General features: G+C 66.4%; 14 protein-coding genes and 1 pseudogene. 7 read left to right on the top strand and 8 right to left on the bottom strand.

Annotation, left to right across the window (positions count from 1 at the left end):
- From K7957_RS06220 to K7957_RS06235, 4 genes are all read left to right on the top strand, one after another.
- A partial coding sequence (locus tag K7957_RS06220; protein WP_246616813.1) for a methyl-accepting chemotaxis protein occupies window positions 1-572 on the top strand: 572 nt, incomplete at its 5' end.
- Window positions 573-714: 142 nt separating this feature from the next.
- A complete protein-coding gene (locus tag K7957_RS06225; RefSeq protein WP_223011153.1) occupies window positions 715-3,141 on the top strand; it encodes a bifunctional diguanylate cyclase/phosphodiesterase in 2,427 nt (808 codons plus the stop codon).
- Window positions 3,142-3,438: 297 nt separating this feature from the next.
- Window positions 3,439-5,376: a methyl-accepting chemotaxis protein gene (locus K7957_RS06230; protein ID WP_223011154.1), complete on the top strand. Its 1,938-nt coding sequence runs from the start codon at window positions 3,439-3,441 to the stop codon at window positions 5,374-5,376.
- A complete protein-coding gene (locus tag K7957_RS06235) occupies window positions 5,373-6,137 on the top strand; it encodes a TorF family putative porin (protein ID WP_223011155.1) in 765 nt (254 codons plus the stop codon). The genes K7957_RS06230 and K7957_RS06235 overlap by 4 nt, the downstream gene beginning before the upstream one ends.
- Window positions 6,138-6,295: 158 nt before the next feature.
- Here K7957_RS06235 and K7957_RS20755 read toward each other — a convergent pair whose 3' ends face one another.
- A complete protein-coding gene (locus tag K7957_RS20755; RefSeq protein ID WP_223011156.1) occupies window positions 6,296-6,832 on the bottom strand; it encodes a J domain-containing protein in 537 nt (178 codons plus the stop codon).
- A gap of 326 nt (window positions 6,833-7,158) precedes the next feature.
- On the opposite strand from K7957_RS20755, the gene hmuQ reads away from it, so the two are divergent.
- The gene (gene hmuQ / locus K7957_RS06245) at window positions 7,159-7,476 is read left to right on the top strand and encodes a heme-degrading protein HmuQ (RefSeq protein ID WP_223011157.1); all 318 of its coding nucleotides are present in this window, start codon (window positions 7,159-7,161) and stop codon (window positions 7,474-7,476) included.
- Entirely contained in the window at window positions 7,473-8,939 is a 1,467-nt protein-coding gene (locus K7957_RS06250) for an 8'-apo-carotenoid 13,14-cleaving dioxygenase (RefSeq protein ID WP_343228325.1), read from the top strand. Before hmuQ ends, K7957_RS06250 begins: the two co-directional genes overlap by 4 nt.
- Window positions 8,940-9,100: 161 nt before the next feature.
- On the opposite strand, the gene K7957_RS06255 is transcribed toward K7957_RS06250, so the two are convergent.
- From K7957_RS06255 to K7957_RS20310, 4 genes are all read right to left on the bottom strand, one after another.
- A complete protein-coding gene (locus K7957_RS06255; protein WP_343228326.1) occupies window positions 9,101-10,165 on the bottom strand; it encodes an MBL fold metallo-hydrolase in 1,065 nt (354 codons plus the stop codon).
- Window positions 10,166-11,245, bottom strand: coding sequence for a serine hydrolase domain-containing protein (locus K7957_RS06260; protein WP_246616814.1), 1,080 nt, complete (start codon window positions 11,243-11,245; stop codon window positions 10,166-10,168). It abuts the gene before it with no gap.
- Window positions 11,246-11,490: 245 nt separating this feature from the next.
- Complete coding sequence (locus K7957_RS06265; protein WP_223011158.1) at window positions 11,491-13,800, bottom strand: MHYT domain-containing protein; 2,310 nt, start codon at window positions 13,798-13,800, stop codon at window positions 11,491-11,493.
- Window positions 13,801-14,243: 443 nt separating this feature from the next.
- A complete protein-coding gene (locus K7957_RS20310) occupies window positions 14,244-14,687 on the bottom strand; it encodes a Crp/Fnr family transcriptional regulator (protein ID WP_246616815.1) in 444 nt (147 codons plus the stop codon).
- On the opposite strand from K7957_RS20310, the gene K7957_RS20315 reads away from it, so the two are divergent.
- The gene (locus tag K7957_RS20315; RefSeq protein ID WP_246616816.1) at window positions 14,662-14,877 is read left to right on the top strand and encodes a hypothetical protein; all 216 of its coding nucleotides are present in this window, start codon (window positions 14,662-14,664) and stop codon (window positions 14,875-14,877) included. The two genes, K7957_RS20310 and K7957_RS20315, sit on opposite strands and share 26 nt — an antisense overlap.
- Here the strand turns inward: K7957_RS20315 and K7957_RS20320 are convergent.
- The 3 genes and pseudogenes from K7957_RS20320 to K7957_RS06280 all read right to left on the bottom strand — a co-directional run.
- Window positions 14,785-15,018: pseudogene (locus tag K7957_RS20320) on the bottom strand (Crp/Fnr family transcriptional regulator); the annotation flags it as partial. The gene K7957_RS20315 and the pseudogene K7957_RS20320 overlap by 93 nt on opposite strands.
- Window positions 15,019-15,105: 87 nt before the next feature.
- A complete protein-coding gene (locus K7957_RS06275; protein WP_223011159.1) occupies window positions 15,106-16,524 on the bottom strand; it encodes a methyl-accepting chemotaxis protein in 1,419 nt (472 codons plus the stop codon).
- 427 nt (window positions 16,525-16,951) lie between these two features.
- Window positions 16,952-18,178: a hypothetical protein gene (locus K7957_RS06280; protein WP_223011160.1), complete on the bottom strand. Its 1,227-nt coding sequence runs from the start codon at window positions 18,176-18,178 to the stop codon at window positions 16,952-16,954.
- Window positions 18,179-18,190 lie beyond the last annotated feature (12 nt).

Consider the following 18,190-nt stretch of genomic DNA (forward strand, 5'->3'; position numbering starts at 1 on the left):
CCAACCTGCTCGCGCTCAACGCGGGCGTCGAGGCGGCGCGAGCGGGCGACGCGGGCAAGGGCTTCGCGGTGGTCGCCTCCGAGGTGCGCGCGCTCGCCCAGCGCTCCGCCGACGCCGCCAAGGACGTGAAGAGCAAGATCAATGCCTCGACCGTCCAGGTCGACGCCGGGGTCGAGCTGGTGGCGCAGGCGGGCGAGGCGCTCACCCGCATCACCGGGCGGATCGGCGAGATCAGCACGCTCGTCTCGGACATCGCCTCGGCGGCCGAGCAGCAGGCCACCGGGCTCCAGCAGGTCAACACCGCGGTCAGCGAGATGGACGGCGTGACCCAGCAGAACGCCGCGATGGTCGAGCAAGCCACCGCGGCGGCGCGCAGCCTGTCCGAGGAGACCGAGAACATGGCGCGTCAGGTCAGCCGCTTCAAACTAGGCAACGCTGTGGCGCCGGCGTCGCCGGTCCACCAGCTCCAGGCGCGCGCCGCGCAGGTTGGTGCTCGATTGGCTGCCGGCGCGCGTGCGCGGCGCACCAGCGTGGCAGCCGCGTCGCCGCAGGACGATTGGTCCTCCTTTTGAGAGTTCAATGATGGAGCGCCACGAAGCGCCGAGTTGGCAAGCTGCGTTGCTGCGGCCGCCGCATCGAGGAACGCCCTCTACCTACTTCGCGGTGCGCTCCGCCGTTTGATCGGTGTTAATAATCTGATCGTAGGCCGTTCGAATGATCCTTCTCGCGACCATCGCGCACTGCGTCGCACAGAGCCATGACCATCTGCTGGTGGTACTAGCGGCCTTGGTGTGCGGCGTTGGCGTGTACGCAACCTTCGCCATCGCCCGCCACGCGGCTCGCGCCGAGGGCGTTCCACGTCGGCGCTGGGCGCTGGTGAGTGTTGTGGCGGGTGGCTGCACCGCCTGGGCGACTCACTTCATCGTGCTGTTGGCCTTCGAGCCCGGCATCGACGCCGCCTTCGATCCGTCGGGCACCGTTGTTTCGCTTGCCTGCGCGATCGCAGGCATCGGCGCAGGTATCTTGGTGTCGATGGGTTCGCGACGCAGCTCACGCCAGTTCGTCGCCGGTGTGGTCATCGGCGTGGGCATCGCAGGACTTCACTACATCGGCCAGTCGGCCTACCTGGTGCGCGGCAGCGTCTCATGGAGCCTGCCTCTGGTTCTGGCGTCGATGCTGGTCGGTGTGCCCGTCATGGGCCTAGGTATGATGACGTTGTCTCACCGTCGTCGTCGTTTTCGTCGGGCGGCGCCGCCGCTGCTGCTACTCTCCATCGCCATCTTACACTTCTGCGGCATGTCCGCCATGACGCTGCATGGCGACAGCGCCGTCGTCTTTCCTTCCAACGCCATGTCACCGTCGACCGTCGCTCCGTGGGTTGCGGGCGTCTCCACAGCGCTGCTCACGCTCGCGGTCGTCGGCTGGCGTTTCGACTTGGCCGCGAAGGCGAGATGGCGCCACGACCAAAAGCGCCTTCGCGAGCTCGCCGACGTGGCTTTGGAAGGTCTGCTGATCTGCCGCGGCGACGAGGTCATCACCGCTAACCAGAGTATCGAACGCCTGTCCGACTACAGCGCCGGTACGCTTGCCGGGTTCTCGCTGAGTAAGTTACTCCCAGGCGTGGACTTCGAGAGTATGCCCGAGCGTGAGGAGCGCGAGGCTCAGCTCCTTACCGCAGGCGATGGTATGATCCCAGTTCGCGTGCTGCGCTCGCAGGTCGCGCTCGGGCACAAGGTGCAGACGGTGATCGCCGTACGGGATCAGCGCGAGCGCCTGCGTACCGAGGCACGCATGCGGACGCTCGCGTTCAACGACGCTTTGACCGGAGTGGCCAATCGCACCCGCTTCTTCGATCTTCTCTCCATCCACGCTGCCTCCCGCCGGTCGAACGATCAATCCTTCGCCGTGTTGATGATCGACCTTGATCGTTTCAAGCCGATCAACGACTCGATGGGGCATGCGGCGGGAGACACGATCCTGCGGATGGTAGCGGAGCGACTGCAATCCACCCTGCGAGATGGCGACGTGCTGGCGCGACTCGGCGGTGATGAATTTGCGATCCTCCAGGTCTCCGCGGATCACCTCGACTCGGTCGCCGTCCTGGCTCATCGGTTAGTGCAGACGATCGGCGAACGGCCATTCACCTACCTCGGCCAGGCACTGCACCTCGCCGCAAGCGTCGGCTTCGCTTGGGCACCGCACGACGGCGACGATCCCGCCGAGTTGTTACGCAACGCCGATCTGGCCCTCTACGCCGCGAAGGCAGACGGCCGCGCGACCTCGCGGCGTTACGATCCCCGGCTTGACGAGCAGACCCAGGAGCGTCGGCGCTTGGAGATCGGCCTGCGTCACGCGATCGACGGCGGCGAGCTCGAGCTGCACTATCAGCCTTTGATGAACGCGAAGAGTGGCGAGATCACGGGTGCAGAGGCGTTGGTGCGGTGGAACCATCCGGGACGAGGTTTGATACCGCCGATCGACTTCATCGGCCTGGCCGAGGAAACGGGCCTTATTCTCCCGCTCGGCGACTGGGTACTAAGGACGGCCTGTGCGCAAGCGGCAACCTGGCCGGTGCACATCACCGTTGCGGTCAATCTATCACCAGCACAGTTCCGCGATCCGACATTGTCATCCGTGGTGCTGTCCGCGCTCAGCTCATCCGGCCTAGCGCCGAACCGGCTGGAATTAGAGATCACCGAGGGCGTACTGCTCAACGACGAAGCGCGTACGCTAGCAACACTGGCTTGCCTGAAGGAAGCCGGCGTGCGGATCTCGATGGACGATTTTGGCACCGGTTATTCGTCGCTCAGCTACCTTCGCAAGTTCCCGTTCGACAAAATCAAGATTGATCAATCGTTTGTGCGTCAGATCCCGGAAGATCCGGAGAGTGCCGCTATTATCCGCGCCATCATCACGATGAGCTCCTGCCTCGGCATAGCCACCACCGTGGAGGGCGTTGAGACAGGCGAGCAGCTTGCCTTCTCCGTGGCAGAAGGGTGTGACACGATTCAAGGATATCACATCAGTCGGCCCCTCAACGAAGCAGCGTTCCAGCGCGTGTTGGAAGTGACACAGCCCATCATGCCGACGACGGCAAACCGGTATAACCTTGAACTCAAAGGCGCGCTTCCTGTCGCCTAGAGTAGCACCTTGATCAGCTTTGCATAATCAATCCAGCTTTGAGCCACATCTGCACGCCGTCAGGGCAAGCAACATAAGCGCACCTTTCGAAAAGGCAGAAAAATCTTCATCCGTCACAGAGCTCTTGATGCTTGCCTCGCTTCATGAGGCGCTTGTAAGCGATTGATCGCGCGTGCTCCGATGCTCGTCAAGGCCATCTCCAAGGGCTGACGTGGACTTCCAGAACCGACGCGTTCGTGGCTGTCAACGGGCGACCACCTCGCATCTACCTTACCGCCTGTAGCCTGATCTTAATCAATGATGCGCATTGCTTTACTGATGCAGGCGGATGCAACCATGTTGGGCAGTGGACGTGATCACGCGTCGTTTCACAGCTATCGGCGCCACTTCCTCTACCCGCTATGCGCCCTCATGGCGGTCGCAGGCATCATCATCGTCGCCCTGCTGGTCTGGTTGACCGTCAATGCCGATGCTCAGGAAGCCGCTCGCGAGGCCGAACTCGCCCGCTTAGTCGTTTCCAGCCGGCTCGACTTCATGCTGCGCAATCAGAGCGACTACGCCACCTGGGACGATTCCGTAGCGAACCTCGTGCTTTCCATCGATCCGGAGTGGGCAAGCGACAACATCGGCCCGTACCTTTTTCGCACGCAGGGTTATGAGCATAGCTTCGTCATCGACGGCCATGACCGTACGATCTATGCCAGCGATCGTGGGGTTGCAGCCCGCGTCAGTCCCTTCGCGCTCATGGGACCGACGTTAACGCACGCGCTGGCAGAGCTACGCGAAAAGCCGGTCGGTGAGGACCATCGCCGCAGCGGTCTATTCCGTGTCGGCGACCAGCTCGCCGCGTTCAGCATCGCCGCCATCGTCCCTGATCCGGGCAAAGTCCGGTTGCCACCCGGGCCCGCGTCCTACCTGCTGTTGGTGGACATCCTCACGCCGCAACAGCTCGCCGGCTTGGGTGCCGAACGACGCCTGCCGACCCTACATTTCACGGGAGGCGACGTTGCCAAGCCGAACGTGCCCGGCTCCGTCGTGCTGCGGAGCGCAGATGGACGTCCGCTTGGTCATCTGCGATGGGCCGTGCAGCACCCTGGTACCGCCTTGCGCGATCGGTGTCTGCTACCACTCGGTATATTGTTGTTGGCGATGGTGCTGATCGGAAGCCGCGTCTTGCGCCGCTGCCGTCTCGCTGTCGAACAGACCGACGCGGCGATGCGGCAGTCCGCCGCCGATGCTCAGGAAGCGCGGTTCGCCCTCGAGGATCTGAGAAGGGCCAGAGCCGACGCGGCGATGGCTGACGCGGCGGCACGCGAACAGCTCGAGGTCATCGTCCGAGACGTCAGGCACGAGAACAGCGAGCTGAACCGGCGTCTCGCCGCGACAAGAGATGCCGCGCTGATCGACGCGAGAGAGCAACTCGAGGCGAAGCTGTCGCCGCTGCTGGATGCGATGCAGGGGCAGGCACGAACGTTGACGGCCGCCTCTGAACTGGTCCGCGATCAGGGGCGCGGGCTGGAGCAGCTGGTTGAGGTTGCGACCAAGGCCGCGATCGAGACCGAGCGATGTCTGGGCGAGCTGACGCCAAGGGCAGCAGCCTTCGCAGACGCAGGCCGCGAGATCGAAGCGGAGGCGCGCACCGCGCTGATCGAAGTGCAACGCGCCAGCGACGATGGCGAAGAGGTGCAGACCAGTATCGCCGCGCTTTCCTCGACACTCGACGAGATCGGCTCGATCGTCGGCGGCATCGACCAGATTTCGCGTCAGACGAACCTTCTCGCACTTAACGCGAGCATTGAGGCTGCGCGTTGCGGTGCCGCTGGTGCCGGCTTCGCCGTCGTGGCCGGCGAGGTGAAGGCGCTGGCCGATCACACCGCCGATCTCACCCGACAGGTGACCGACCAGCTCCACAACCTGCTGCGTCGTACCGCGGACACGTCCGGTGCGGCAAGGACCATCGCCTCGGCGCTCGCCCGAACCGAACGCGCCGCAGAGGTCATTACTGCGGTGGTCCGACAACAGGTCCAGGGAGCATCCTCGATCCGGCAGAGTATCGACGCCGTCGCAGACGAGAGCCGCGGCACCACCACCGCGGTGGCGAACGCCCGAGCGGCGATAGCGGCCGGTCTCCACGCCGCCGACCGTATGGACGAGGTGGCGATGGATCTGACCACCGCGCTGAGCTCACTGAACGACGACATCGCCCTCTTCCTTCGCCAGTCGAGGGCCGCATGATTCCGCTCGCCTTGGCCATCCTCCTGCCCGCCCCTGCCGGCGCGGTCGGAGCCGCCGCACCACCCGAACAGACCAGCGGACCGCGGCCCAATGGCGATCCCGACGCCATCCCTGACGGCAAGCGGGTCCCGGCGGACCGACCAACGCTGGCGTTCAATCTCGCTGCCGTCAGCGACTATCGGCTACGCGGCGTCAGCCAGACGAACGGTGGTCCCGCTGTCCAGGCCTCCGTGGAGGCGAGCGCCCCAGCCGGCTTCTACGCTGGCCTGTGGGGCTCGTCTGTCGCCGCCTATGAAGGCGCACACTCGGAGGTCGACGCCTATGGCGGCTATCGTACGGCCCTTCATGGATGGGACGTCGACGCTGGCATCATCTCGTACTTTTACCCCGGCGCCGATGGTGTCAGCAGCGCCGAGATCTACGGCAGCGGCGCTCATGCGGTAGGCGATGCCGAGGTGAAGGCCGGTATCAGCTACACACCACACCAGACCGAGCTTGGCGCGAGGGACGGTTTGTACCTCTTCACTGAAGCGGCGAAGCCGCTGCCGTCACTCCCGATCATCTTGCACGCGCATCTCGGCCGCGAAACCGGAGTCAACACCATCACGGGCTCGCCCAAGATCGATTGGTTACTTGGCGCGGATATCACGGTGAGCGGCGTTACTTGGTCCTTGGCATGGGTCGACGCGCGTTATCACGGGCGCTCGTCGGAGAATGACAGCAAGGGTCGGCTAGTCGCAGCGCTCGCCCTCGATTTTTGAAGACTCCTAGCAAGTTCCATCTCCTGTGGCCTAGACCCAAAATCAGACGTCCGCGGCACCTTCCAAGCTTCCGAACTTCGGCCGCTCGTTCATCCCCGCGTTGCGACCGTTTTTGGCGCTTGAACCTGCGAACTCGAATGTCGCGACTGGACGATGAATTATGAAGCAGGCTGTCCAAGTCCGAGTTCTGTGCCGGACGAGCTGCGAACCGCTTTTGCAGCAGGCTCAGGTGCGGGGTGAGCGGCATCGCTACGTCGAACCGTAGATACCGCTCCGGATTCCTCATAATACAGAACTAGGATTGTAGCGATCGGTGCGGCGGTGAGGATCAGCAGGAATAGACCCATCAGCCAATCGTTGGCCTCTAGCGGCTGGGAGAAGCTACCGCTGGGCTGCATTGACGGGTAAGGTCGCATCTGGCGCCTGCCAGCTTTTCGGTGGTGAAAGGAGCGGTCCTCGGTCGCTCGGCGGACAGACGCCCTGATCTGCGAGCGATCATAGGCAGCGCGTGCTTCACTCTTTCCCAAGACGGCGTACGCCTCGTTGATCTCTTTCGCACGCGCAGAAACATCCACGCCGTGATTAGCATCGGGGTGATATTGACGAAGCAGCGCTTTCCACGCGGCATGAATAGCGTCGCGACTCGCCGTCGAGGGTACCCCAAGGACCGAATAATAGTCGGGTGAGAGAGCCATCCAGTCGTTACCTAGGACGAATACGAGACAAAAGAAAGTCCGACTGCCGCGTGATCTTAAAACCGGCCTTTCTCAATGGTCCAAAGGGCGGCTTTAAGCGCCAACAATCAGCTGGCTACCATTCGCATCGGCAAAATCGCGCTCTTGGTGACACCACGCCGCCACCCGGCGCTGACCGACATCGGGCCGTTCAGCTCGCGCCATAGCCATTCCGTGTTCGACAATCGCTCAAATTAGACTTTCAACTCTCTAAGGATGTCATGCCCTCGCATCCCGACCCACTCCACCCCACCTTATGCGCACGCAGTCGGCGCAGGAGTTGCCCCATGTACATCGCCATGAACCGGTTTCAGGTGATCCCTGGCGAGGAGGAGGCCTTCGAGCAGGTCTGGCTGTCACGCGACTCGTACCTTGCCGGCGTGCCGGGTTTCGTCGAATTCCACATGCTGCGCGGGCCCGCGGCGGACGATCACGTCCTTTATTCCTCCCATACCGTCTGGCGGTCGCGCGGTGACTTCGAGAACTGGACCCGATCCGAGGCTTTCCGTGCCGCCCATCGCGGCGCCGGTGACCACAAGCCGTTATACCTGGCGCCGCCCCGCTTCGAGGGCTTCGACGTCATCCAGACGGTCACGCCATCGTGACGGTCACTCGGCGCCCAACGTTCGCCAGCCGGATCGAACAGGCGATCGACAACGTCGTCGGCGCGGTCGCCTCGCCGATCGTCACCCGCATCGCGGCGTTCAACAAGCGCCGCCTGCCGCCCCGCGATGCGCCACACCCGCTGCTTACCGGCATCCACGAGCCGATGACCGAGGAGCTGACCCTCACCGACCTCGCCGTCGACGGAATCATTCCGCCCGAGCTCGACGGCCGCTACGTTCGCATCGGACCGAACCCCGCCGACGCCGACCCGCGCTCCTACCACTTCTTCACCGGTGACGGCATGCTGCACGGCGTCCGCCTCCAGGGCGGACGAGCCCGGTGGTATCGGAACCGCTGGATCCGCTCGACCGATGTCGCGGCCGCGAGGGACGTGCCGGCGGCTCCGGGACCACGGCACATCTTCGACACCGTCAACACGAGCGTGCTGGACCATGCCGGCAGCGGCTGGGCACTGGTGGAGGCCGGCAGCACGCCGGTCCGCTTCGACGAGCATCTGGAGACGCAGCGCTACGACGACTTCGGCGGCACCCTGCCGGGCTCCTTCACCGCGCATCCGCGACGTGATCCGCCGACAGGCGAGTTGCACGCGCTGTGTTACGAGGCGACCGATCCCAAGCGCATACGGTACAACGTCGTGGATGTCACCGGCCGGGTGCGACGATCGGTGACGATCGCGGTTTCGCATGGGCCGCTGATCCACGACTGCGCCATCACGCAGCGCTACGTCGTCGTCATGGACCTGCCGCTCACCCTGTCGATGCGCACGGTGCTGGCGGGCCACGGCTTTCCTTACCGGTGGAACGAGAAGCACCCGGCCCGAGTCGGGCTGCTGCCCCGTGACGGCGAGGCGGAGGATATACGGTGGTTCCCGCTCGATCCCTGCTTCGTGTTCCACACCGCCAACGCGCATGATCTGCCGGACGGGAGTGTGGCGCTCGACGTGATCGCGTACGACCGCATGTTCGCCGGCGACAATCTGGCGCCGGACGAGCAGCCCCGCGGCCTCGAGCGCTGGACGATCGATCCTCTGACCGGATCGGTGGACCAGCGCGCGATCAACTCAGCGCCGCAGGAACTACCAACGATAGATGAGCGTCGCACCGGCCTCCCCTACCGCTATGTCTATGCGCTCGGCCTGCCCGAACAGATGACGGAGACGCTGGTCGGCGAAGCGGCGCTTATCAAGCACGACCTGGGGAATGAAACGCGACGGCTGCATCAATTCGGGCCGGGCCGCATCGCGGGCGAATTCGTCTTCGTGCCGCGCTCGCCAGATGCCGGCGAGGATGACGGCTGGCTTGTTGGGCTCGTGATCGACGCCGGGGGGCACACCACCGCGCTGGAGATATTGGACGCACGAAACTTCGAGGCGCCGCCCGTGGCATCCGTTCGCATCCCGCATCGCGTGCCGCCTGGCATCCATGGCGCCTGGCTGAGGTAACTCGATCCACGTCGCAGTCGCTTGCGCCCAGACCGGCTCTTATCCGTCAGCGGCCGTTTGGCGAGCGCTCCGTCTTGGCGATGAGCCAACAGACGCTTCTCGATCGAGTGGTGACGCGAGGGTCTGCGTGCCCGCGACCCGCACGGGTGTCTGCGGCGGCCCTACGTCGTAGCGTCGCGTTCGTCGCTGTCGCCGGCTGCGATGTCGTACACTCCACCGGGTTGCGCCGCGACGAACCTGCGGGGTGAAACTCCGGCGGACGAGAGAGCCGTCGCAAGCGCGAGCCGGGGCGCCTCGCGCCCCTCATCCGTCAGTTGGAACGTACACCAGTGGATCCCGAGCGCCCGCTTCGCACGGACATCACGGAAGATGCGGACCGCCTCACCGGGGTCGACGTGCTGCGCCGCCATGAACCAGCGTGGCTCGTAGGCGCCGATCGGGATAAGCGCGACATCGGATGCGGGGAGTCGCGCGCCGATGTCACTGAAGATTTTGCCGTCGCCGTAGCCCGTGTCGCCGGCAAACCAGATCGTGCCTGCAGGTGTCGTGAGGTAGTGGCCCGCCCACAGCGCCATGCGAACGTCCGACGGCCAGCGATTGGCCCAGTGATAGGCAGGCGTGAGCGTCGTGGTCACACCACCGCCGAGCACGATCGTGTCCCACCAATCGCCGGTGGCACAGCGCGCATCAGGGATCGCGGCACGCACGATCGCGTCGTTGCCGAGCGGCATCGCCATCACCGGCGCATGTGCGGCGTGCAAACGCTGGAGCGTGGCCATGTCCATGTGGTCGTAGTGGCAATGGCTGATCAGAACCGCGTCGATCGGCGGGAGGTGCTCGAAGGCGATCCCTGGCTCGGTCACACGCTTCGGCCCCGCCCACGTGAAGGGGCTGGCACGGTCCGACCAGACAGGATCGGTCAGTATGTTGAGCCCTGCCGCCTGGATGAGCAGGGAAGCGTGTCCGACCATGGTGACGCGTATGCCAGAGATGCGGTCGTCCGGAACCGTTTGGGTGACCGGTATGGCTTTCGGCCATCGCTGCGCCGCGCCGCCGAGCTTCCAGCGCAGCATGTCGCGCAACCCGCGGTCGGTCGTCTCCTGCCCCGGGTTGAAGAAGCGCGCGCCGTCGTAATGGTCGCTCGGCGGGCCTGAGTAATAGCGGTTTCTCGTCACGTGCCCTTGAATACCGAGACCCTCTTGTCCGCGGAAGTCGATCCTTCCCACCTACGCGCCGCGCTCGGCGGCAGGAACGAGGTGATCGGCGACCAATCGGTGGAGCGCGTCGATGTGGCCCGTGTCGCGGAACCCGTTCGGGTCCGAGGTCATCACGATGGTCAGCTGTAGATCGGGTATCACATAGACCATCTGCCCGCCGTAACCCCATGCGAAACGCACGGCATGTCCTCGCATGTCGGTGAGGAACCAGCCGTAGCCGTAGGCCTGCCCGCTCCACGGCGAGACGGTGCGCGGCGTCCAGCTCTGCTCGATCCACTTAGCCGACACGATCCGACGCCCATCGATCTCGCCGCCGCGGCGGTACAGCTCGCCGAACCGAGCGAGCGCGCGCGGCGACAAGCGCATCTCGTTGCCGCCGAAGTAGATGCCTTGCGGATCTGCAGGCCACGCTGGGATTGTGATACCGAGCGGCTCGCCGAGCCAGGCGCGAGCGTTCACCAGCGTGCTGCGGCCGGTGGCCCGCGTGAGCGCCGCTGAGAGCAGGTGGGTCGAACCGGTCGAGTACAGCATGTCCGTGCCAGGATCGGCGACGAAGGGACGTGACAGAGCGTAGCGTACCCAGTTGCCGCTCGAGACCCAGCGACCATAATTCTCACCCGACGTCCGCTCGAGCCCCGCCTGCATGGACAACAGGTCGCCGACGGTCACCCGCGCGAGCCGCGGATCAGGGTCGCGCGGTGCGTCGGAGCGCAGCAGCGGCAGCACGGTCTGATCGACGCCAGTGAAGACGCCGCGCTCGATCGCGATCCCGATCAGCGCCGACATCACCGACTTTGACGCTGACTTGATGTTAACCGGCCGGTCCAGCGGCGGCCCATCATGGAAGACGTGCGCCGCCATCGTCTCGCCGTCGCGCAGCACCAGCAGCGAGCGAAGTCGCGGCAGACGGCCGGCTGCATCTACGGCCGCGCGCAAGGCTGCGGCATCGACACCGGTTGTTCGTACGGCGACCGACGGCTGAGGGGATGCGGTCGTGGGCGCGCTGTCGCAGGCCGCGAGGAACAGCAGGCACAGGGAGGCAAACTTCATCATGCCGATGTCGGCTCGCGACGCGGCGATGCAAGCCAAGGCTCAGTTCTATGGATCGCTTCAAGGCGAGCGAATGCCCGCGCGGCGGCTTCTGCGAGATTGAGAGGACGGTGACCATCTAGCCGACTACTGCACGACCGGCCCTGCGGTCGTCAGGCTGGAGCGGCACGCACAGAGATGAGGTGATGCAAGCCAGAGTGGGCCTCAAAGACGCGCACGGCGGTAAGACCTGCCTGGGCCGAGGTTTGGTCGCTCAGGCTATCGCGTCGATCTCTGCCCTTTACTCAGCTTATGCTTTGAGGCTGCGTGCCACCTCGGTAGCCGGCCCACCGCTCCGCGCGATCTGCCGCCCTGGCCGCGCTCTCACCGGCCACCAACTGGCGCACTGCCCGTGCCAAGGCGCTCCGATCGAACGGTTTCTGCAACAGCGGAAAGCGTAGTTTCTCCCGGTCGCCGATCTCCGCATAGCCGCTCACGATGAGCACCTTCAACCCAGGTTGCAGGAGCCGGGCACGCTGTGCCACCAGCGTGCCCGTCATGCCGGGCATCATCTGATCCGTCACGAGAACGTCGACCCTCAGGCCGGCCTCCATCTGGGCCAGCGCGATCGGCCCCGACGCCGCGAGCCGGACCGTGTGACCCAGCTCCTCCAGCAGCGCGGCGGTGTTCTCGAGCACCAGCGGCTCGTCGTCGACGACGAGGATCGTCATGGCCGCGCCCGGTTCGGCGCAGGACGGCTCCTCGCAAGTAAGCGCCGCCATGTCTGACATCCTCGTCGCGGGAAGGTAGAGGTCGACCGTCGTGCCGGCAGTCAGACGGCTCGTGATGACGAGCTGACCGCCCGACTGCGCGGCGAGACCGTGCACCATGGACAGGCCGAGGCCGGTCCCCTTGCCGACCTCCTTGGTGGTGAAAAACGGGTCCGTCGCGCGAGCGAGCGTCGCCTCGTCCATGCCGATCCCGTCGTCGCTGATCGAGAGCCGCACGAATCGTCCCGGCGCGAGGCCAACGACGCTGGTGGGCGGGACGTCTACGGGTGAGGCTCTCACCTCGATGGTCCCGCCGCCGGGAATGGCGTCGCGCGCGTTCACGGCGACGTTGAGGAGCGCGAGCTCGAGCTGGTGAGCGTCCACGAGCACCGCGGGCAGGTCGGGCGGGAAGTGAGTCGAGAGGCGCACTCGCGGACCGAGGGAGCGCTGCAGCAGATCGGTCATGCCGCGGACGAGGTTCGGTATGTCGGTGGCCTCCGGACGCAGGTTCTGGCGCCGGGCGAAGGCGAGGAGACGCTGCGTCAGCGCGGCGCCGCGGTCGGCCGCCTCCAGCGCGTTGGTCACGAGACGAGAGATCCGGGGGTCCTCGGGCATGCGGCGCGAGAGCATGTCGAGGTTGCCGATGATGACGGCGAGGAGATTGTTGAAGTCGTGCGCGACCCCGCCGGTGAGATGACCGATCGCCTCGTTCTTCTGCGCCTGACGGAGCGCGGCCTCGGCGCGCTTGCGATCGGTGACGTTCGTCAGGCCGCCCAGCACGCGCGCGACCGCACCCGCGTCGCTGCGCTCGACCCGCGCGTCCGAGAGCATATCCAGAACGGCTCCGTCCCTGGCGACCATCTCATATTCACGCGTCTCCAGCACGTCCGTCGCCAGCAGCCGGGCCCAGTCCGCCCCGGCGAAGCGGTTCGCCGATTCGGCCGCCATGAAGTCGGTCAACGGGCGCCCCAACACCTCCCCGCGCTCGTAGCCGAGCAGCGTCAGCCACGCGTCGCTGACCTGTCCCAGGCGGCCGTCCGGGTCGAGCGAGTGCAGCGGCAGCGGCGTCCCGCGATATAGCGCGCGAAAGCGCTCCTCGCTCGAGCGCAGCGCCGCGGCCTCGCGCTCGGCGAGCTGCGCGAAGCGACGGTCGAACATGGCGGCGACGAGCGACAGGAACAGGATCACGAAGGTCGCGGCGAAGACCGCCAGCGCCAGGCCGGTCTGGCCGACGCTGGTACGTGGATCGATCGCGCCGCGATGCACCGCGAAGCTCGCCGCCCGCATGCCGGCGAAATGCATACCGGAGACGGCGATCCCCATGACGACCGCCGCGGCGATGCGCTTGACCTGACTGCTGTCGCGCGAGGCGAGCCACAGCGCGGTCGCGGCGGCACCGATCGCGATCAACACCGAGGCGGCGATCCAGAGGCGATCGTAGCGGAGGTCGGCGGCCATGCGCATCGCGGCCATGCCCATGTAATGCATCGTGACCACGCCGAGGCCCATGAGGAGGCCGGCGACCGCCAGACGTCGCCGTGAGGGGTGCGCGCGATCCATCAGCGTGAACGCCAGCCCCGTGACGACGATCGCCACCAGGAGGGACGCGCCGGTGAGCGTCAGGTCGTAGGTGACTTCCAGGCCCGGCACGCTGTGCGCGAGCATGGCGAGGAAATGCATCGACCAGATGCCACCTCCCATCGCGATCGCGGCGGTGATGAGCCACATATGGCGAGCGCGACCGCTCGCCGCACGGACCCGCCCACCAAGGTCGAGCGCCGTGTAGGACGCGAACATCGCGACGAGCACCGACATGGCCACGAGCACGCCGTCGTGAGCGCCCATCCCAACTCACCCCCTCACCCAGCTTTTCCGTTACAAAACAGGTCTGTAGGCCGGAGGCAAGGGCTGAGCTGACGTTCCTGCCCGCGCGGGGTGATCGTCGCGCCGAGCCCTGCGCAGGGTAGGGGGCGGCGGCGACCTGCCGCTCCGCGTCGCCCGAGGCATCGTTCCGCGTCGCGGCCCCGAACGCCTCGTAGTAGGACGACGTGATATGAAAGGTAGCAGAGTCAGCCATCGACCCGCCTCCGCTCGAGGCCCGCGATCAGCTTAGCGCAAGGCAGAGCGGCGACGTCATCTGGCGCTACCGGACGGAATTTCGCCCCGATCGCTTCGCCGCGTACGGCATCGTATCCGCCGCCTGTCGCCAATCGGTGGACGTTCGCATCGCCTCGTCCAGCCCCCGAACAATGCTGATGTCCGTTTGTAGGACTCGACCGGCTAAGCCGTCACGCGGTTCCCGTATAGGTCGGCGAGCGCGGCGGCGGAAGCCAGGCCGGCTGGACCTGCCGCTGTCGCGGCGCGATCGGCGACAGTGCCTGCAACCTGTCAAGATCCAGGTTGCGCACCCCGATGCCGTCGCGACCGATCAGTCCCGCCTCGCGCGACCCCCGAAGCTTCCGATTGACATGCACCGCGGTGAGGCCGGTGAGATCGCCGATGACCTCCTGGCTGAGCGGAAGGTCGAAGCCTTGATCCTCGACCAGCCCGAGCGGCGTGAGCCGCGCGTGGAGATCGAGGAGGAGGCGCGCCAACTGCTGCATCGCCGAGGCGCGCCCTGTCACCGCCAGCGTATCCATCAGCGCCAGCCGTTCTGCCTGGGCGGCGATCGTGAAGAGTGCGGAGAGCCGCGGCTGGCGGGCATAGATGGCGCCGATCCGCTCGAGCGGCATGAAGGCTACGATCGCCGCCGTGATCCGTCAGCGTGTCGGCGGCGTGCGGCAGCACCATGCTCGGCGTACCCAGCATGTCGCCGGGCAGATGAAGCTCCTGGATCAGCCGCGCGCCGTCGGGCAGGATGATCGAGGACGCCACCCAGCCGCGCACGTCGAGATAGAAGCCGGACACGACGTCGCCCTGTGAACGGATGATCTCTCGCGGTGAGTAGGTCAGCTCGGCATCGCCGAGAGCGAGAAGCGCTTCTTCTTCCTGGGCGGTAAGGTCGGCGAGCGCACGGTAACGATGGAGCGGGTACAAGAAGGTGGTACCTTTCATCCAAGCCATTGCTACATCGCGCTTTCACCAGAGCGATCCGGCAAGATCGAGCGTCTCGCGCTGACCGTTCGTGGGGCGCCCGAAGTAGTGGCGTCCTCAGAACTCCGCCCATTCTTCCTGGCTGGTGGCCTTCAGCGCCGCGACCGGCCGCACCGGGCGTGCGCGGCGCTCGGACCAGCTCTGAGGGTGCACGAGCTGGTCGACGTTGCTGTTGCTGGAGCGGGGCGCATCGGCGTGCCCCGCCACGCGGAAGCGCGCCACCTCGCGCGTCAGCTCCTCCGCTTCCGAGGCGAGGCTGCGCGTCGCCGCGGTTGCTTCCTCGACCATGGCGGCGTTCTGCTGGGTCACCCCGTCCATCTCCGCGATCGCGGTGTTGACCTGCTGGAGCCCGACCGCCTGCTGTTCCGCCGACGAGGCGATCGACGAGACGATCGTGCTGATCGAGCCGACGCGGCCGATGATGCCCTGCAGCGCGGTGCCGGTCGCGGTGACCAGCTCGACGCCGAGGTCGACCTGCTCGGCCGAGGCGCTGATCCGCGCCTTCACGTCCTTCGCGGCGTCGGCGGAGCGCTGCGCCAGCGCGCGCACCTCGGAGGCGACGACGGCGAAGCCGCGGCCAGCGTCGCCCGCGCGCGCCGCCTCCACGCCGGCGTTGAGCGCGAGCAGGTTGGTCTGGAAGGCGATGCCGTCGATCACCGAGATGATCTCGGAGATCTCCGCCGAGGCGCGCTCGATCCCGTCCATCGCGGTCATCGCGCGCTGGACCACCTCGCCGGAGCGGTGCGCCTCCGCCTGCGCGTCCGCCACGAGCGCGTTGGCCTGCGTGGCGCCGCTGGCGGTCTGGCGCACCGTCGAGGTGATCTGCTCCATCGCCGCGGCGGTCTCCTCGAGCGCAGCGGCCTGCTGCTCGGTGCGGCGCGACAGGTCGTCCGAGGCCTGGCGAATGTCGTTGGCGCCGCTGTTGATGTCGCCCGCGGTCGCGGTGACCTTGCCCAGCGTCGTCGCCATCTCGGCCATGGCGTCGTTGAAGTCGTGGCGCAGCGTCTCATATTGGCCGACGAACGGCTCCTCGATCCGCTGCGAGAGATCACCCGCGGCGAGCCGGCCCAGACCGAGACCCAGCTCGCGCACGATCGTCTCGGCCGCGACGTTCGAGCGCCGCACCGTCTCGGCGTTGGCGCGGAACACCTCCATCGCGCGCGTCATGCGACCGACGCAGTCGCGATAGTCGGTGCGCAGGATCGGCGACGCCAGGTCGCCCGCGGCAAGGCCCTCCATCCGCACGACCGTCGCGACATAGGGGTCGCTGATCGCCCGGCCGCTCCACCAGGTGAGCAGCACCGGCACCAATGCGAGGCCGCAACCGCACGCCATCACCGTCCAGACGCGATCGGGCGGCGTCATCGCCGCCGTATAGACCGCGGCGACGCTCAGCAGCGCGACGACGACCTGTACGGTGAGGAGCACCTTGAACTTCGTGCGAACCGGCGCATGCTGTGCGAACCACGCGATCATCGCTGAACCTTTATCCTGTTGCGGATGAAGGTACGGGAGGAAGATTAATCGATCACAACCGTATACGAAGGAAGGAGAGCCTCGGCACGGCAGCGGTCGAACCCTCCGTGACTATCGTAGGAGAAGGCATGTTATTGGCGGATTTCAGCCAGTTGCTAATCCAGGTGAGTGATCCAGATGGACGCGCGGCGAGCGCGTGGATCGAGCTTACTTAAGGGCAAGCTAACGAGAGAAGCTGCCGTGCCGACGAAAGGGGACCGCATGTGATTCGGCGTGGCGAGGCGTCGGCGAGCCTGACAGCGCAGCACGAAGTCACAGCTCGAGCGCCACGAAGATCGCGCGGGTGCGCTCCTTGTCTTGCGCCACGGTGGGGTGGATCGCTGAGCGTCAGCGTACCGACTCGCCTCGGCCGAGCCTATGCGCCACCTCACAACGCCCAGGTGAGCTCCAGCCACAGCTTGCGCGTGTCGGTCGCGAACCCGTCGGCGCGATAGCTGGCGTAGCGCGCCGAGACGCCGTAGCGCGCCAGTTTGGCCGAGGCGAGCAGGTCGACCTCGTCGCCGTAGCGGCGGTCGACCCGCTCCGCAGCGAAGCGATGGTACACCGCCTGCACCCCGACCGCCTTGAACGCGCCGAGCTTGGGCCAGCCCCAGCCCAGGCTGCCGTACACGTCGCGCACGCCGTCGGGCGGGGTGGTGGTGAGCTTGTCCGCCCAGCCCTGGAATTTGAAGATTGAGGCCAGCGGCGTCTGGAACGAGGTTAGCGCGGTGCCGTTGCCCGCCCCCAGCACCTCATAGCCCGCGCCGACGTGCAGCGCGTGCACGTCCAATCCACCGTCGACGAGATAGTAATCGGCCCGATAGTCGTTCGGGTTGCGGTGATAGTCGGACTGGGTGGCGTAGCTGAGCTGCCAGGATGCCTTCACCTTGGGAGCGAGCGCGTGCGACCCGACCAGCCGCGCGCCGTAGCTCTGGCTCGACAGGCGATAGCCCTGCACCGCGGCCTCGTCCTGGTCGATCAGATAGGCGAATGCGGTCAGCGTGCCGAGCGGCGTGTCCTGCGCCAGCAGCGCGAAGACGTTGTCCCCGCCGATCGCGGCCGGCTTGGCGCCGCGGCCGTTGATGCCGCTCGGCGTCCGCACGCTCCACGCATAGGTGACGTCGGCGCGCAGATGCTTGGTGAAGCTGAACTGGCCGCGCACCGCGTCGAACGAGCGCGAGTTCTGCCGGATCGCGGCGGCGCCGACGAAGCGCTCGTCCTCCAGGCCGATCTTCTGGCGCCCGCCGATGAGCGTGAGCGGCGCGGTCTTATATTGCAGCTGCGCGCGGTACAGCGCGATATTCTCCGGGTCGCCGACGGCGGGATAGCCCGCGCCGTTGCCGACCGTGTCGTCATAATGGTCGACGATCGCGAGATTGCCCTGCGCCTCGACCAGCGCCGAGATCGCGCCGCTCGTCGCCGCCACACCGCTGCGCACGCGGATCGTCACCGCGTCGGCGGCGCGCGCGATACCGTCCTGCTCGACCCGCTCGTAGCGCAGCCGCACGTCCTCGGTCGGGGTGAGCGTGATCGGGTCGGCGAGCGCGGGCGCCGCGGCGAAGACGACGACGGTGGCCGCGGCGAGGCGGCGGGTCAGCGTTGACAGATGAGCCATGTTCCCCCCGTA

Source organism: Sphingomonas yunnanensis (assembly GCF_019898765.1).
Taxonomy (GTDB): domain Bacteria; phylum Pseudomonadota; class Alphaproteobacteria; order Sphingomonadales; family Sphingomonadaceae; genus Sphingomonas; species Sphingomonas yunnanensis.

What these genes read in the sequence shown, in the direction of transcription:
- K7957_RS06225 (WP_223011153.1), top strand. Translation starts at nt 715, where the DNA reads ATGATCCTTCTCGCGACCATCGCGCACTGCGTCGCACAGAGCCATGAC.
- K7957_RS06230 (WP_223011154.1), top strand. Translation starts at nt 3,439, where the DNA reads ATGATGCGCATTGCTTTACTGATGCAGGCGGATGCAACCATGTTGGGC.
- K7957_RS06235 (WP_223011155.1), top strand. Translation starts at nt 5,373, where the DNA reads ATGATTCCGCTCGCCTTGGCCATCCTCCTGCCCGCCCCTGCCGGCGCG.
- K7957_RS20755 (WP_223011156.1), bottom strand. Translation starts at nt 6,832, where the DNA reads ATGGCTCTCTCACCCGACTATTATTCGGTCCTTGGGGTACCCTCGACG.
- hmuQ (WP_223011157.1), top strand. Translation starts at nt 7,159, where the DNA reads ATGTACATCGCCATGAACCGGTTTCAGGTGATCCCTGGCGAGGAGGAG.
- K7957_RS06265 (WP_223011158.1), bottom strand. Translation starts at nt 13,800, where the DNA reads ATGGGCGCTCACGACGGCGTGCTCGTGGCCATGTCGGTGCTCGTCGCG.
- K7957_RS20315 (WP_246616816.1), top strand. Translation starts at nt 14,662, where the DNA reads ATGGCGCCGATCCGCTCGAGCGGCATGAAGGCTACGATCGCCGCCGTG.
- K7957_RS20310 (WP_246616815.1), bottom strand. Translation starts at nt 14,687, where the DNA reads ATGCCGCTCGAGCGGATCGGCGCCATCTATGCCCGCCAGCCGCGGCTC.
- K7957_RS06275 (WP_223011159.1), bottom strand. Translation starts at nt 16,524, where the DNA reads ATGATCGCGTGGTTCGCACAGCATGCGCCGGTTCGCACGAAGTTCAAG.
- K7957_RS06280 (WP_223011160.1), bottom strand. Translation starts at nt 18,178, where the DNA reads ATGGCTCATCTGTCAACGCTGACCCGCCGCCTCGCCGCGGCCACCGTC.